The following is a 15,070-nucleotide window of genomic DNA, read 5'->3' as shown; positions in this document are numbered from 1 at the left end:
CGCGTTGATGTCCAGCAGGTTGGGCTTGGGACCAACGAAGGACACCAGCGACATCACCACGGCTTCGCGGATGGGGTCGATCGGCGGGTTGGTCACCTGGGCGAACAACTGCTTGAAGTAGTTGTACAGCGGCTTGTTCTTTTCGGACAGCACGGCCAGGGGCGAGTCATTGCCCATGGAGCCGGTGGCCTCTTCGCCGTTGGTGGCCATCGGGGCCATCAGGAACTTGAGGTCTTCCTGTGTGAAGCCGAAAGCCTGTTGACGGTCCAGCAGCGACTCGCTGAACTCGCCAGCGCTGCCCTTGGCATCAATGGTGTCGAGCTTGATGCGGACGTTCTCGATCCACTGGCGATAAGGCTTGGCCGAAGCGTACTGAGCCTTCAGCTCTTCGTCTTCGATGATGCGGCCCTGTTCGAAGTCGATCAGGAACATCTTGCCCGGCTGCAGACGCCACTTCTTGACGATCTTGTTCTCGGGGATGGGCAGCACGCCGGACTCGGAGGCGAGCACGACCAGGTCGTCATCGGTGATGATGAAACGGGCGGGACGCAGGCCGTTGCGGTCCAGCGTGGCGCCGATCTGGCGGCCGTCGGTGAAGACCATGGCGGCGGGGCCGTCCCAAGGTTCCATCATGGCTGCGTGGTACTCGTAGAAGGCGCGGCGGCGCTCGTCCATGGTGGTGTGCTGTTCCCAGGCTTCCGGGATCATCATCATGGCGGCCTGGGCCAGCGGGTAGCCGGACATGGTCAGCAGTTCGAGCGCGTTGTCGAACGTGGCCGTGTCGGACTGGCCGTCCAGGCTGATGGGGTACAGCTTCTTCAGGTCATCGCCCAGCACGGGCGACTTCATCACGCCTTCGCGGGCGCGCATCCAGTTGAAGTTGCCCTTGACCGTGTTGATTTCGCCGTTGTGGGCGACCATGCGGTAAGGGTGAGCCAGCGGCCATTCAGGGAAGGTGTTGGTCGAGAAGCGTTGGTGCACCAGGGCCAGGGCCGAGGTCACGCGCTCATCCTTCAGGTCGTTGTAGTACTTGCCGACCTGATCAGCCAGCAACAGGCCCTTGTAGATGATGGTGCGGCACGACATGCTGGGCACGTAGTACTCGGAACCATGGGTCAGGTTCAGGCTCTGGATCTTGGTGGACGCCGTCTTGCGGATGACGTAGAGCTTGCGCTCCAGGGCATCGGGCACCAGGATGTCGGGACCACGGCCCACGAAGACCTGGCGGATGACGGGTTCTTTTTCGCGCACGGTGGGCGACATGGGCATGTCGCGGTCAACCGGCACATCACGCCAGCCCAGCAGGATCTGGCCTTCCGCCTTGATGGCGCGCTCGAGCTCTTGCTCGCAAGCCTGGCGGGAAGCGCTTTCCTTGGGCAGGAAGATCATGCCGACGCCGTACTCGCCAGGGGGAGGCAGCTCCACGCCCTGCTTGGCCATTTCGGCACGGTAGAACTCGTCGGGGATCTGAATCAGCAGGCCCGCGCCGTCACCCATCAGGGGGTCGGCACCCACGGCACCGCGGTGGTCGATGTTTTCCAGGATCTTCAGACCCTGTTGCACGATGCTGTGCGCCTTCTGGCCCTTGATGTGAGCCACGAAGCCGACGCCGCAAGCGTCGTGCTCGGCGTTGGCGTACATGCCCAGCTCGGCTGCGGCCTTGATTTCCTGAGCAGTGGCCACGGAAGTGGTTGCAGCGTCAGACACGGGTTTGATGGGGAACGTCGTTCCCGAAGTCGCCTGGCTCATGAGGGCGCTCCAGAAGTTAGTGTGGAAAAACAACACGGGGGACCGGCAAGGATACGCCCGAATCCGAGGGTTTTCAAGAATTAATAATTGGGGTCAGATCACATTAATTCATGCAGGAACGATTTCACGGCAAATAAATAGGGACACATCATCAATCTGTGGTGCTTTCAGGCGAAACGGGCGGCTTGCGTGGTCGTCCTCGCGGCCGCGGCGCCAACCGCCGCCCGGCAGAGGCCTCCAGCTTGCCGGCGGCATCTACCGGCATCAACGCCCACCCCTTGTGCATGGCCTGGGCCATGCCCTCGATCTGCAACGCAGACAAACCCGTCTCCAGCCGGCGGCGCCAGGCCGCGTCACGCTCGAAAGGGGTGTTGCCCAAGCCCCAGAACAGGGCGTGATCCGAGACCAAAGGGTCGGTCTTGATGCCCAGGTGGTGACGCACGCTGCTCCACACATCGTCTTCCACCCTGCTCACCTGCCCGGCACGCCAGGCGTGTGACTCCACAAAGACCATGCCATCAAGCAAGTACTGCGCCGGGTCCAGCACGGTGGACCGGTAGCGGCCCGCCCAGAGCCCGCCTTGACGTCCGTGGCGCCGGTTGTAGGCCGCCACGTAGCGACGACCCAGGGCCTGCATGACCAGGCTGAGCGCATCGTCGGTGGACGGCGTGGCCAGCAGATGCAGATGGTCCGGCGCGAGGCAGTAGGCATGGATGGACAGCCCGTATTGCCGACTGGCCTCTCTCAGCGCCTCCAGGATGGCCAGGCCATCCTGCTCGTCACGCGCCAGCAACTGGCCATCATGCACGCGCTGAACCACCAGATGCGGCCAACCGGCCACACCCAGACGCGGAAGTCGTGCCATTGAATCCCCCCTTCCACCATGATGTGTCCCCAATTATTGCAGGCTTGGCTGAACAGGATCCGTGCGGCGTGAGAGGCGCCTCGCACACGCCGGATGACGTCAGCACGACACAAGGTCCGCGCCCTGACCGAAAACATGTTGACGCACATCACTCGCCCGCCCTTCAACGCCCCTCATTCAAGGGGATGGCAGGCCGTTTCAAGGAGTTCCCCCGTTGTGAGCACACGCCAAGCCTCGGTACGCTTCAGCCTGGAGATACCGATTTGCATTACATAGGCTTCATACAAAAAGAAGGCCATGTCAGATGTGCAGTACTGGAGAGAGAAACAAACATGGCTGAGTCTTCCACCGTCCCCCTGCCTACGGCAGCGGCGGCCCGCCTGTCGGGTTGGCTGTCCCACCTGGGCATCAGCCCCCTGGCTTTTGACGACACCCTCAGCCTGATCAACCCCTTGCTGACCGTGCACCGCCTGAACGCGCGCATTGTGGCGCGCCAGGTTGAAACGGGCACGGCCACCACCCTGGTCCTGCAAGCCGGCCCCGCCTTCAAAGGCTTTCAGCCCGGTCAGTTCGTGATGATCGGCGTGACCATCAATGGGGTTCGCCACCGCCGCGCTTATTCGCCTCGCATGGTCGAAGGGCATGCCAACCGCTTTGCCATCACCGTGCAACGCCAGCCGGGCGGCCTGGTGTCCAACCATCTCAACGACAAGGCCCGCGTGGGCCAGTTCATCGAGATCGAACAGGCCGGCGGCAGCTTCACCCTGCCTTCACCCCTGCCTGCCGAAGTGCTGCTGATTGCCGGCGGCAGCGGGATCACGCCCAGCATGGCCATGCTGGAGCACCTGCAACGCCACTTCCCCAAGACCAAGGCGACGCTGATCTACTTCGCGCGCAGTCGCGATGACCGCATCTTCGCCAAGGCCCTGGACAAGCTCGCCACATCCTGGTCCGGCTTTCAGTACGTGGCCATCGACAGTGTGGCCAATACGCCATCGGACAACACGGGGCGCCCCTCCACCGCGCAAGCACCTGCTACCGCTCAACAGGTGCTGGATGCCGAATTGCTGGGGCGCGTGGTACCCAACTGGACCAAGGTGCCCGCCTATTGCTGTGGCCCCGCACCGCTGATGGATACCGCTCGTGCCTTGTGGAAGGAGGCTGGCGTGTCCACCCGCCTGACACTGGAGGCCTTTGCGCCGGCTCGCCCAAGTGGTGATCCACACGCACGCCACGAAGTACGCATCGTGCGGGATGCCGTGGCCCAATCATTTCAGGCGCCTGGCGACCAGACGCTGCTGATCGCAGGTGAAACCGCCGGCCTGTCCATCAAGCACGGTTGCCGCCAGGGCATCTGCCATGAGTGCACCTGCCGCCTCAATCACGGCTCGGTGCGTGACCTGACATCGGGCGAACGCATCGACGGCGAAGGCCAGCCCATTCGCCTGTGCGTGAGCAGCGCCATGAGCGACCTTGATCTTGAATCTCTGAATTGATCTCGCCATGAATACCAAGACCATGCAAATTGGCCCCAAGACCCTCGAAGAGTTGCAAGCCTTCGAGCGTGAACTCGACGCCATCGGTGCGGAACATCGCCAGACGCTGGGCGATCGCGACGCCCGCTACATCAAGGGCATTCTGCTGACGGTGCGCACCTGCGAAATCCTGGGCCGCGGCCTGTTGATGTTCGGCTGGTTCCCACCCACATGGCTGCTGGGCGCCTTCATCCTGGGCATCGCCAAGATCATCGACAACATGGAGCTGGGCCACAACGTGATGCACGGCCAGTTCAACTTCATGAACGACCCGCGCTTCCACGGCGACACCTTCGAGTGGGACAACACCTGCCCGCGCGAAGAATGGCGCCACGCCCACAACTTCGTGCACCACACCTACACCAACGTCATCGGCAAGGACCGCGACTTCGGCTACGGCATGCTGCGCCTGTCATCCGACCTGCGCTGGAGCTGGCTGCACCCCTTCCAGCTGGCCTTGACCGCCTTGCTGGCGCTGTTCTTCGAATGGTTCGTGGCCATCCATGACATGCAGATGGACAAGGTCGTGATCGGTCGCAAGAAGTGGTCGGAAGTGCGCCCGCAATGGCTGCTGGTGCGCGCCAAGATCTGGAAGGTGATTCGCCGCGACTACATCGGCTGGCCACTGGTCGGTCTGGCCGTGGGCGCATGCTTTGGTCATGCTGTTGACACCGCACTGGCCGTGCTGATGGGCCATGTGGTGGGCAACCTGATCCGCAATGTGTGGGCCTGGGCCATCATCTTCTGCGGCCACTTCACGGAAGACATCTACACCTTCAGCCGCGAGTCGATCGAAGGCGAAACCAAGGGTCAGTGGTACCTGCGTCAGATCCTGGGTTCGAGCAACATCTCGGGCGGCAAGCTGATGCACCTGCTGAGCGGCAACCTGTCGCACCAGGTCGAGCACCACCTCTATCCGGACATCCCTGCCAACCGCTACATCGAGATGGCACCCAAGGTTCGTGCCGTGTGCGCCAAGTACGGCATCCCCTACAACACGGGCAACTTCGCCTGGCAACTGGCCACGGTGTTCAAGCGCATCGCGCGCTACAGCCTGCCTGGTGGCCCGCAGAAGGCCGTGCACATCGAGGTGGAGTCCATCCTGCCGGAACGCGCCTGATCGTCCACGGGGCTGCCGCAAGGCAGCCTTTTTTCATCGCAAGCCAGACCAACGCTGATCGATCGGGATCTCATGACAAGTACAAGCGGTCAGCCCTGTCCTGGCCCGCAAACACCGCAGGCGCTGGACGCCTTCGCCCGTGAGCTTGACGACATCCGACGCGAGACCATGGCCAAGGTAGGCCCGGAAGATGCGCGCTACATCACGCGCCTGCTGTGGGTGATACGTGGGTTCGAGACGGCGGGCCGTGCCTTGCTGCTGACCACACCCTGGTTGCCCACCTTCTGGATTGGTACTGCCCTGTTGGGCTTGAGCAAGTGCCTGCAGAACATGGAGTTCGGGCACAACGTCATGCATGGCCAGTACGACTGGATGCATGACCCGCGCTTCGATGGCAAATCGCACGAGTGGGACAGCACATGCAGCAAGGAAGACTGGCGGCACTTCCACAACTACATGCACCACCACTACACGAATGTGCAGGAGCTGGACCGGGACTTCGGCTATGGCATGTTGCGGCTGTCTGCCGAAACGCCATGGGAGCCACGGTTCCTGACGCAGGCGCCGTATGCGATCCTGGTGGCCTTGATGTTCGAATGGGCCATTGCCATCCACAACATGGAGTTCGAGCGGCTGCGCACGAACCGGGAGGCCACACAGGCACGTATCCGCGCACTGTGGCCCAACGTGAAGGCCAAGATGTGGCTGCAGACCAAGAAGGACTATGTGTTGTGGCCCTTGGTGGGCGGGCTGGTGTCACTGGTTCTGGGAGCAGGCCTGATCAAGGGGCTGCTGGCCGTGTTGCTGGGCAATGTGGTGGCCAACGTGATCCGCAATGTGTGGACATTTGTGGTGATCTTCTGCGGCCACTTCACGGCAGGTGTGCACACCTTTGACCCGGCACTGGTGCAAGGCGAGCACAAGGGCCATTGGTATCTGCGTCAGATCCTGGGGTCGAGCAACATCAGCGGTGGCAAGCTGTTCCACATCATGACGGGCAATCTGAGCCATCAGATCGAGCACCACCTGTACCCGGACATGCCCGCTCGCCGCTATGCCGATGTGGCGCCGCGTGTTCGCGAGGTGTGCAAGCGCCATGGGGTGCCTTACAACACGGGCAGTTTGCCGGGGCAGTTGGCGACGGTGGCGGCGCGGATTGTTCGTCACAGCTTCCCGGGAGGGGAGCGGACGTTGACTTCTCTGAAGACGTCGGGTTAATCGCGTTCGTTTGTTCGTTTGTTGATTGACAGGCTGTTTGCGCAGCTAGATGGGTTCGGGCTGGTGCTGGTGCGGTTTGGCGGGGCAACGCAAGGCGGGGTCTGAGCCGGTATCTGGCTGGGCTTCATTGTTGGCGGCCCGCCAGATACCGGCTCAGCCCTTTTCCGCCTCGCTGTCCGCATGCTCAGGCTGCGACCTTGGCAGGCCACCAGCGGGGCGAAGAAAGGCTGAGGGGGCGTGCGGCCGGGCGCCTTGTTGGCGTCGAAGGCGCGCAGGGAAGTTCAGGTTTGCCCCTTGTCGCAGACAAGGGGATGGCGAGCATGTTTGAGGCCGCAGGCCGAGTTGCGCAGCCACCTGAACTGGACGAGCACCGTAGAGCAGTCCCGCAAAGCGGGACCGCCAACAATGAAGCCCGGACGCATGCCGCCTCGGCCGCGCCCCGCGCTCTCCCGAGAAAACGCACGGACGACGGCCAGCCCCAGCCCCGAAGACAAGCATTTCACCAGGCGAGAGTTCAATCGCTCGATATGCGGGGTCGCCCTTGTCAGGCTTTTTCTGACAAGACACTCAGCACCCATCCGACGAGCCTTACAGCACCCTGCCTATTCAGAAATCGAGGGGTGAAGCACAGAATTTGATCCATGCCGACGAGATACAAAACCGGCACAAACAAAAGCTTCAGCAAAACGACCTTCCAAACTGATTCATCAAAGGACACCGACATGAACGCCGACCAAATCCTGACGGAAATCCGCGAAGCAAACCTGTCCTACCTGATGCTGGCTCAGAGCCTGATCCGCGCAGACCGCGAACAAGCCCTGTTCCGCCTGGGTATCTCGGAAGACACCGCCACCATGCTGGCCACCCTGACCCCGGCCCAGATCATGAAGATTGCGTCTGGCAACAACCTGCTGTGCCGCATGCGCGTCGACGACGACCTGGTGTGGGGCCTGCTGACCAACCACGGCAAGAACAGCAACGACAGCGTGACCCGCCTGCACGCCAACATCCTGATGGCCGGCCGCCACCAGGAAGCTGCCTGAATTCACCGAACCTGAGCCACATCGTCGTAGGAGCCCGCATCATGCGCACCAAGAGCCTGTTGACCGAAGCCAAGCAAATCGACCGCGCCGTCACCCTGATCAACCTGGGTGCCCGCCTGCAAGTGCTGGAGTCCGAAACGGATCTGTCGTATGAGCGCCTGCTGCGCCTGTACAAGGAAGTGGCCGGCAAGTCGCCCTCCAAAGGCCAGCTGCCCTTCTCGACCGACTGGTTCATGACCTGGCAGCCCAACATTCATGCCAGCCTGTTCCTCAACATCCACGAGTACCTGAACAAGGCCGCCGAGATCGACGAAATTGACACCGTGATCAAGGCCTATCAGCTGTATCTGGAGCAAACCGAATCCCAAGGCCTGGAGCCCCTGCTGTCCGTCACCCGCGCCTGGCGCCTGGTGAAGTTCATCGACAACGGCATGCTCACCCTGACCCCCTGTTCCAAGTGCGGTGGCCACTTCGTGACCCACCCGCATGAAATCGCGCGTCACTTTGTTTGTGGCCTTTGCAACCCACCCGCTCGTGCCGGCAAAGGCAAGGCAGCCGGTGGCCTGCACATGCACTGAACCCCGTCTTCGTGAACTACGCACGCTTTCTGATCCAGGTGGCCAATCAGGCCCTCAAGACCCTATCAGAAGCGTCGTAAGAACAGACGGACGGTTTGGAAGCGAAACGTCCTTGCTTGTCTCCTCCTAGCACTGAACTTGTGCTTTCACGCGGACCCCTGATCGGGTCCGCCTTTTTTTGACAAGCAGGCCTGCGCTTTCACAAGGTGGTACCTGAGCGTGAAAAACGCCCGAGCCGTGGCGTTGTTCACATCATCAAATCGGCAGCAACTGCCGATGATGCATACATGATTCGACCGGAACGCGACCAACCATGTTCGTCCTCATTGGCTACGTTGTCTGCTTAGGCTGCATCTTCGGCGCCTACATCATTCACGGCGGGAACATGAGCGTGATCATTCACGCCATGCCCACTGAAATGATGGCCATTGGCGGTGGCGCCATCGGAGCGTTCCTCGTGAACAACCAGCCCAAGACCGTGAAGGCGGTGCTGGCACAGTTCGGCCCCCTCTTCAAGGGCTCCAAGTACACCAAAGACCGCTACATGGAACTCATGGCCATGCTCTATGAGATCCTGCAGAAGGTACGCAAGGAAGGCCTGATGTCCATCGAAAAGGACGTCGAAGAGCCTCACAACTCCGCCCTGTTCAAGAAGTACCCGAACCTGGGCCATGACCACCACGTGGTCGAGTTCGTGACCGATTACCTGCGCATGATGGTCTCCGGCAACCTCAATGCCCATGAGATCGAAGCGCTCATGGACAACGAAATCGACACCCACCACCACGAACTGCATGGCGCCGTGGCTGCCGTGGCCCGACTGGCCGGCGCCCTGCCTGCTTTCGGTATCGTGGCCGCCGTGCTCGGCGTGGTGAACACCATGGGCTCGGTGGGGCAACCACCGGCGGTGCTGGGCGGCATGATCGGCTCCGCGCTGGTGGGTACCTTTCTGGGCATCTTGCTGGCTTACGGCGTGGTGGAACCGCTCGGCGGCCTGATGGAGCAAAAGCTCGATGAAGGCACGAAGGAATTCCAGGTCGTCAAGACCGTGCTGCTGGCCAGCATGCAAGGCTATGCCCCGCAAGTTGCCATCGAATTCGGCCGCAAGGTGCTGTACTCCACCGAGCGCCCGACCTTCGCCGAACTCGAAGCTCACGTGAAGAAGAAGTAAGCCATGGCAGGAGATTCGAAGAAGGTCCAGCCGATCATCATCAAGCGCATCAAGAAGGGTGGCCATGCCGCTCACGGTGGTGCGTGGAAGATCGCTTACGCCGACTTCGTGACCGCCATGATGGCCTTCTTCCTGCTGATGTGGCTGCTCGGTTCCACCACGGAAGGTGACAAGAAGGGCATTGCAGACTATTTCAACTCGCCGCTCAAGGTCGCGTTCTTTGGCGGTTCGGGCGCCGGTGATGCCAGCTCCGTCATCAAGGGCGGGGGCAACAACCTCACAGAAACCGTCGGCCAGATGAAGAAAGGCAAGTCTTCCGAGACCGCTGCCGAGAAAGCCCGCAAGAAGGCCATCCGCCAGGAACAGGCTCGCGCCGAAACCGAACGCTTGCGCGCACTCAAGGCCAAGGTCGAAGAAGTGATCGCCAACGACGATCGTCTCTCCAAATACAAGACGCAGATCAGGCTGGACATCACGGCCGAGGGCCTGCGCATCCAGATCGTCGACGACCTGAACCGTCCCATGTTCGACAGTGGTGCGGCGGACGTGAACTACTACATGCAGGACATCCTGAGATCGATCGGGCATGTGCTGCAAGGGGTGCCCAACAAGCTCACGATCGAGGGGCACACGGACGCCAAGGCTTTCAGCGCCGGCGAGCGGGGCTACAGCAACTGGGAGCTGTCGGCCGATCGCGCCAATGCGTCACGACGAGAGCTGATCGCTGGTGGACTGCCCGGCAGCAAGGTGCTGCGCGTGCAAGGTCTGGCCTCGAGCGTGCCCTATGAAAAGGACGATCCCGAAAGCCCCATGAACCGGCGCATCAGCATCATCGTGATGAACCGGGAAGCCGAAGACCGCTTCTTTGACTCCGCCCGTGCGGAATCTGTCCCACCTGAGGGCGTCGACAACGGTGACGAAGAAGACACAAAACCCTCAAGGCCGGCCGGCAGCGGTCGATAAGCCTCTAGCGAGTGCGGCACAACACTGTGGACGCCGCCGATTGAAACAAGGATGAGCCATGAGCAACCCCGCAGACATGAAATTTCTCATCGTGGATGACTTCTCCACCATGCGCCGGATCGTCCGGGGCCTGCTCAAGGAGATCGGCTACAACAATGCTGAAGAGGCCGAAGACGGTGCAGCGGCATTGAACATCCTGAAAAATTCGAAGTTTGATTTCGTGGTCAGCGACATCAACATGCCCAACATGAACGGCTTCGAGCTGCTCAAGGCCATCAAGGCCGACGACAGCCTCAAGCATCTGCCGGTGTTGATGGTGACCGCCGAAGCCCGCAAGGAAGACATCGTGCTGGCCGCCCAGTCCGGCGCAGCAGGCTATATCGTCAAACCTTTCACCAAGGCCACCTTGGAAGAGAAGGTCCAGAAGATCATGCAGAAACTGGCCGCCACGGCCTGAACGGAGGTTCATCATGAAAATGGACCTTCCGGACAACATGCAGATGCCTGCAGCGTCACCCGAGATCTTTCAACAGCTCGGCACCCTGACGCGGCAACTGCACGACACCCTCAACATGCTGGGTGTGCTGCCTGATCTGAAGTACACGGTGGAAGACCTGCCGGATGCACGCAGCCGCCTGACCTACATTGCCACCAAGACAGCCGATGCGGCCGAAAAGGTGCTCGATCTGGTCGACAAAGCCAAGGCTGACCAGGAGCACATTGCCTCGGAAACGCGTCGCCTGGCCCAATTGATTGTGGCCGACCCGGTCAAGGCCGTGGCCAGCGGTGCCGTGATGAATTTCGTTCAGGACGTGGAAACAACCACGCACCGCGTGGATGGCCACCTGACCGACATCATGATGGCGCAGGACTTCCATGACCTGACAGGCCAGGTGGTGGCCAAGGTCGTGAAGCTGGCCAATGATCTGGAATCCCAACTGGTCAAGCTGCTGGTTCAGGCTGCCCCACCCGAGCAGGCGCAAAAGGTGGAAGCCACGCTGACAGCACATGGTCATGGCCACACGACCGGTACCCCAACCGTCGATGGCGTGATCCTGGAAGGCCCTGTTGTCGACGCTGCAGGCCGCTCCGACGTCGTCACCAATCAGGGCGAAGTCGACGATCTGCTGGCCAGCCTGGGTTTCTGACCCGACTGACCTGACGCGAGGCTCAGCCCTGAGCGGCCATGGCCTCGCGCACCGCTGTCACCTGACGGCGAGACACCGACAACCACTCCATCGTCGGCACCACCTGCACCGCCCACGTTTCGCCACCTTCGGCATCGTCGGCGCGCCGCTCCAGCGCCTTCATCGCATGCCTTGACACCAGCGCATTGCGGTGCACACGGATGAAGCGATCCCCCACCTTGTTTTCCAGCTCGGTCAGTGAATCGGCCAGCACATGGCTTTGATCGGCCGTGCGCAAGGTGACGTACTTCTGTTCAGCCTTGAAATACAGGATCTGTGTCAGAGGAATGCGTTCCAGACGCCCTCTGTCCTGCACCACGAAAACGTCGTCATCACCCAGCCCATCCTGCGCGGGCGGCTCGGTCTGCCTGGCCGACACCAGCTTCTGAACACGGTCCAGCGTGGCATTCAAGCGCTCCAGGCGCACGGGCTTGGTGAGGTAATCCGCCGCAGCCAGATCAAAGGCACGCAAGGCATGTTCGGCATGGGCGGTCACGAACACCACCGCGGGCGGCTGTTTGAGATCACGCAAACGGGCTGCCAGCACCATGCCATCGAGGCCGGGCATCTGGATGTCCAGCAGCAGCATGTCGGGCGAACGACCGGCCTGATCCTCCTCCTGCAGCCAGAGCAGCCCCGTCACGGACTCCCCGAACTCCGCCACCAGTTCATTGGCCACGCTCGCTTGCGACAGCAGCGACTTGATGCGCATGCGCGCCAGAGGTTCATCGTCAATGATGGCGATCTTCAATGAACTCATTGAGCGGTCTCCTTGCGCGGCAGGGGCACCACCATGCGCACCACATAAACAGGCGGCTGACGCGTGTCACCGCCGCCTTGCAAGCCAGCGTCAAATTCAGCTTCGACATCGTGCATCAGCTTGAGCCGCTGACGCACATTGCGCAAGGCGATACCGTGACCGGCAGACGACACCACGGGCGCTTCAGCCGGCACCGAGTTGCTCACGGTCAGCACCACCCTGCCCGACTGCGCCTTGGTGCGCACCACGATCCAGCCGCCTTGCGACGACACCTCGATGCCATGGCGCACGGCGTTCTCGACCAGCGGCTGAAGGATCAGGGCCGGCACCTCGGCGCGCCCGGCCTCCTCATCGAGCTCCCAGCGCACGGTCACGCGCTCGCCAAAGCGCAACTGCTCGATGCTCAGGTAGCGCTGCGCCAGGTCGATCTCGGACCGCAAGGTGGTCCGCATGGTCGGCGAAGACAGCGCCTGACGGAACAACTCGGCCAGATCCTCCAGCACGGCCTCAGCGCGTTGCGGATCGATCTGCACCAGCGCAATTGCTGTGTTGAGCGTGTTGAACAGAAAGTGGGGCCTGATGCGGGCCTGCAGCTCTGCCAGGCGGGCCGAGGCATGGGCCGGCAACTCGCTGCGCGCGCGTTGCTTCAGCCAGGCCAGGCCAACCGCAGCAATGGCACCGCCAGTCAACATCGGCGGCACCTGCGGCCAGCCCCACACAAAAGGCAGCCCGCTCAAGGCCAGGTCCAGCCAGGAGGACTGCATCTGCCCCAGGCCGCCACAAACCGCGCCGAGCAAGACCGCCACCGTCCATTGAATCGGTTCACGGGCACGCGTCAGCGGCTTGCGCAGCGCACAGGCCACCACCAGCCACAGCAGGCTGGCGGGCAAGGTCAGCACGGTAGACTGCGCCCATCGATGCGGCCAATCCACGAGCGACGACGACGCAAAGGCCACGCCCAGCGCCACCACCAGTTGCACGCCGAGCACCACGCGCAGCACCACGCCCACGTGGCAGACGTCAAACGGCGAAGGCGGCGCCTGACGGCCATCCGCCCCCGGCCCGAACTGGGTGGGCGAAAACTGGGTGGACAGCTCCCAGGCAGCAGCTTGTTGGGCCTGGCTGGCGCCGGAGGCCTTGAGCTCAGTAGAATCCATGGTTTGCACATTTTGCGCGAAGAGCGCGATGCTGGACCATTATTTGCGGACCACATCCAGGACCCTACCCCATGAGCACCAACCAACTCGACAAGAAGTCCCAGGCCTGGTCGGCCCTGTTTTCAGAGCCGATGAGCGAGCTGGTCAAGCGCTACACCGCCAGCGTCTTCTTCGACAAGCGCCTGTGGAAGGCCGACATCCAGGGCTCGCTGGCTCACGCCGAGATGCTCAACGCGCAGGGCCTGCTGTCCGCCGATGACTGGGCGTCCATCCAGAAGGGCATGGCCCAGATCACATCCGAGATCGAATCCGGCGCCTTCGAGTGGAAGCTCGATCTGGAAGACGTGCACCTCAACATCGAAGCCCGCCTGACCCAGCTGGTGGGCGACGCCGGCAAGCGCCTGCACACCGGCCGATCGCGCAATGACCAGGTCGCCACCGACGTGCGCCTGTGGCTGCGCGGTGAAATCGACGAAATCGGCGTGCTGCTGACCGAGCTGCAAAAAGCCCTGGTGGACGTGGCAGAGCAGAACGCCGAAACCATCCTGCCTGGCTTCACCCACCTGCAAGTGGCCCAGCCCGTGGCGTTTGGCCACCACCTGCTGGCCTATGTGGAGATGTTCTTCCGCGATGCCGAGCGCATGATCGACCTGCGCAAACGCGTGAACCGCCTGCCGCTGGGCTCAGCCGCCCTGGCTGGCACCAGCTACCCGCTGGACCGCGAACGCGTCGCCCGCACCCTGGGCATGGTGGATGAAGCCGGCCTGCCCGCCGTCTGCCAGAACAGCCTGGACGGCGTGAGTGACCGTGACTTCGCCATCGAGTTCACCTCGGCCGCTTCGCTGCTGATGGTGCATGTCTCGCGCCTGAGCGAGGAGCTGATCCTGTGGATGAGCCAGTCCTTCGGTTTCATCGACCTGGCTGACCGCTTCTGCACCGGCTCGTCGATCATGCCGCAGAAGAAGAACCCCGACGTGCCCGAGCTGGCGCGCGGCAAGACCGGCCGCGTGGTCGGCCACCTGATGGGCCTGATCACCCTGATGAAGGGCCAGCCACTGGCCTACAACAAGGACAACCAGGAAGACAAAGAACCCTTGTTCGACACGGTCGACACGCTCAAGGACACGCTGCGCATCTTCGCCGAGATGGCCGCCGGCATCACCGTCAAGCCCGAAGCGATGGAGCGCGCTGCCAAGAAGGGCTATGCCACCGCCACCGACCTGGCCGACTACCTGGTCAAGAAGGGCCTGCCCTTCCGCGATGCGCACGAAGTGGTCGCCCACGCGGTGAAGGACGCGATTGCCGCTGGCGTGGACCTGTCGGAGCTGCCGCTGGACAAGCTGAAGGCCTACAACCCTGCGATCGAACAGGACGTGTACGAGGTGCTGAGCCTGCGTGGCTCGCTGAACGCCCGCAACATCCTGGGCGGCACGGCGCCCACCCAGGTGCGCGCCCAGGTGGCCCGCCACCGCGCACGGCTGGCCTGATTGGCAGAAAGTCACGGGCGGTGCCGACCCCGCATACGGGGAGTGGGTATCGCCCGATTTTATTGAGCCAGCTCAAACTTACCCCTGAACGGCCCGGCTACCCTCGCCCCCGTGATGGATGTTGGCCTGAGGGCCATACGAGGGAGTACCCATGTCAAGTTTCACCTGGTCCCCGGAAATGTCGCTGGACATGCCCGCCCTGGACACGCTGCACACCGAGTGCACCGACCTGATCGC

The 15,070-nt window shown here is 62.3% G+C and carries 14 protein-coding genes; 10 read left to right on the top strand and 4 right to left on the bottom strand.

The features are described 5' to 3' along the window. Both VFW93_RS09780 and VFW93_RS09775 read right to left on the bottom strand, forming a co-directional pair. Positions 1–1,683: glutamate synthase central domain-containing protein (locus VFW93_RS09780; RefSeq protein ID WP_414639639.1), on the bottom strand; the 1,683-nt coding region annotated here is incomplete at its 3' end. Positions 1,684–1,900: 217 nt separating this feature from the next. Continuing rightward, on the bottom strand, positions 1,901–2,614 hold the full coding sequence (locus VFW93_RS09775; RefSeq protein ID WP_329693810.1) for a transposase: 714 nt from the start codon (positions 2,612–2,614) through the stop codon (positions 1,901–1,903). A 332-nt stretch (positions 2,615–2,946) separates the two neighbouring features. On the opposite strand from VFW93_RS09775, the gene VFW93_RS09770 reads away from it, so the two are divergent. From VFW93_RS09770 to VFW93_RS09730, 9 genes are all read left to right on the top strand, one after another. Then, the gene (locus VFW93_RS09770) at positions 2,947–4,110 is read left to right on the top strand and encodes a ferredoxin reductase (RefSeq protein ID WP_329693809.1); all 1,164 of its coding nucleotides are present in this window, start codon (positions 2,947–2,949) and stop codon (positions 4,108–4,110) included. Between the two features lie 7 nt (positions 4,111–4,117). Continuing rightward, a complete protein-coding gene (locus tag VFW93_RS09765; RefSeq protein ID WP_329693808.1) occupies positions 4,118–5,269 on the top strand; it encodes an acyl-CoA desaturase in 1,152 nt (383 codons plus the stop codon). A gap of 72 nt (positions 5,270–5,341) precedes the next feature. After that, positions 5,342–6,487, top strand: coding sequence for an acyl-CoA desaturase (locus VFW93_RS09760; RefSeq protein WP_329693807.1), 1,146 nt, complete (start codon positions 5,342–5,344; stop codon positions 6,485–6,487). A gap of 722 nt (positions 6,488–7,209) precedes the next feature. Continuing rightward, a complete protein-coding gene (gene flhD, locus VFW93_RS09755) occupies positions 7,210–7,530 on the top strand; it encodes a flagellar transcriptional regulator FlhD (protein ID WP_329693806.1) in 321 nt (106 codons plus the stop codon). 41 nt (positions 7,531–7,571) lie between these two features. Continuing rightward, on the top strand, positions 7,572–8,108 hold the full coding sequence (gene flhC, locus VFW93_RS09750) for a flagellar transcriptional regulator FlhC (protein WP_329693805.1): 537 nt from the start codon (positions 7,572–7,574) through the stop codon (positions 8,106–8,108). Between the two features lie 313 nt (positions 8,109–8,421). Continuing rightward, a complete protein-coding gene (gene motA, locus VFW93_RS09745; RefSeq protein WP_329693804.1) occupies positions 8,422–9,279 on the top strand; it encodes a flagellar motor stator protein MotA in 858 nt (285 codons plus the stop codon). A 3-nt stretch (positions 9,280–9,282) separates the two neighbouring features. Continuing rightward, positions 9,283–10,242, top strand: coding sequence for a flagellar motor protein MotB (gene motB, locus VFW93_RS09740; protein WP_329693803.1), 960 nt, complete (start codon positions 9,283–9,285; stop codon positions 10,240–10,242). A 58-nt stretch (positions 10,243–10,300) separates the two neighbouring features. Continuing rightward, positions 10,301–10,699 carry a chemotaxis response regulator CheY gene (gene cheY, locus VFW93_RS09735; RefSeq protein ID WP_329693802.1) on the top strand — a complete coding sequence of 133 codons (399 nt, stop codon included), beginning with the start codon at positions 10,301–10,303 and terminating at the stop codon, positions 10,697–10,699. Positions 10,700–10,712: 13 nt separating this feature from the next. Further along, a complete protein-coding gene (locus tag VFW93_RS09730; protein ID WP_329693801.1) occupies positions 10,713–11,390 on the top strand; it encodes a protein phosphatase CheZ in 678 nt (225 codons plus the stop codon). Between the two features lie 22 nt (positions 11,391–11,412). Here VFW93_RS09730 and VFW93_RS09725 read toward each other — a convergent pair whose 3' ends face one another. Next, entirely contained in the window at positions 11,413–12,189 is a 777-nt protein-coding gene (locus VFW93_RS09725; RefSeq protein WP_329693800.1) for a LytTR family DNA-binding domain-containing protein, read from the bottom strand. Beyond that, on the bottom strand, positions 12,186–13,346 hold the full coding sequence (locus tag VFW93_RS09720) for a sensor histidine kinase (RefSeq protein ID WP_329693799.1): 1,161 nt from the start codon (positions 13,344–13,346) through the stop codon (positions 12,186–12,188). Before VFW93_RS09720 ends, VFW93_RS09725 begins: the two co-directional genes overlap by 4 nt. A 71-nt stretch (positions 13,347–13,417) precedes the next feature. On the opposite strand from VFW93_RS09720, the gene argH reads away from it, so the two are divergent. Continuing rightward, positions 13,418–14,833: an argininosuccinate lyase gene (gene argH, locus VFW93_RS09715; RefSeq protein ID WP_329693798.1), complete on the top strand. Its 1,416-nt coding sequence runs from the start codon at positions 13,418–13,420 to the stop codon at positions 14,831–14,833. Positions 14,834–15,070: the final 237 nt, after the last annotated feature.

It is taken from the genome of Aquabacterium sp., assembly GCF_036279675.1.
Lineage (GTDB): Bacteria > Pseudomonadota > Gammaproteobacteria > Burkholderiales > Burkholderiaceae_C > Aquabacterium.
This window is presented reverse-complemented; position numbering and strand designations above follow the sequence as displayed.

Bases quoted from the DNA above. Each gene is read 5' to 3' on its own strand.
- VFW93_RS09775 (WP_329693810.1), bottom strand. From the start codon at position 2,614: ATGGCACGACTTCCGCGTCTGGGTGTGGCCGGTTGGCCGCATCTGGTG.
- VFW93_RS09770 (WP_329693809.1), top strand. From the start codon at position 2,947: ATGGCTGAGTCTTCCACCGTCCCCCTGCCTACGGCAGCGGCGGCCCGC.
- VFW93_RS09765 (WP_329693808.1), top strand. From the start codon at position 4,118: ATGAATACCAAGACCATGCAAATTGGCCCCAAGACCCTCGAAGAGTTG.
- VFW93_RS09760 (WP_329693807.1), top strand. From the start codon at position 5,342: ATGACAAGTACAAGCGGTCAGCCCTGTCCTGGCCCGCAAACACCGCAG.
- flhD (WP_329693806.1), top strand. From the start codon at position 7,210: ATGAACGCCGACCAAATCCTGACGGAAATCCGCGAAGCAAACCTGTCC.
- flhC (WP_329693805.1), top strand. From the start codon at position 7,572: ATGCGCACCAAGAGCCTGTTGACCGAAGCCAAGCAAATCGACCGCGCC.
- motA (WP_329693804.1), top strand. From the start codon at position 8,422: ATGTTCGTCCTCATTGGCTACGTTGTCTGCTTAGGCTGCATCTTCGGC.
- motB (WP_329693803.1), top strand. From the start codon at position 9,283: ATGGCAGGAGATTCGAAGAAGGTCCAGCCGATCATCATCAAGCGCATC.
- cheY (WP_329693802.1), top strand. From the start codon at position 10,301: ATGAGCAACCCCGCAGACATGAAATTTCTCATCGTGGATGACTTCTCC.
- VFW93_RS09730 (WP_329693801.1), top strand. From the start codon at position 10,713: ATGAAAATGGACCTTCCGGACAACATGCAGATGCCTGCAGCGTCACCC.
- VFW93_RS09725 (WP_329693800.1), bottom strand. From the start codon at position 12,189: ATGAGTTCATTGAAGATCGCCATCATTGACGATGAACCTCTGGCGCGC.
- VFW93_RS09720 (WP_329693799.1), bottom strand. From the start codon at position 13,346: ATGGATTCTACTGAGCTCAAGGCCTCCGGCGCCAGCCAGGCCCAACAA.
- argH (WP_329693798.1), top strand. From the start codon at position 13,418: ATGAGCACCAACCAACTCGACAAGAAGTCCCAGGCCTGGTCGGCCCTG.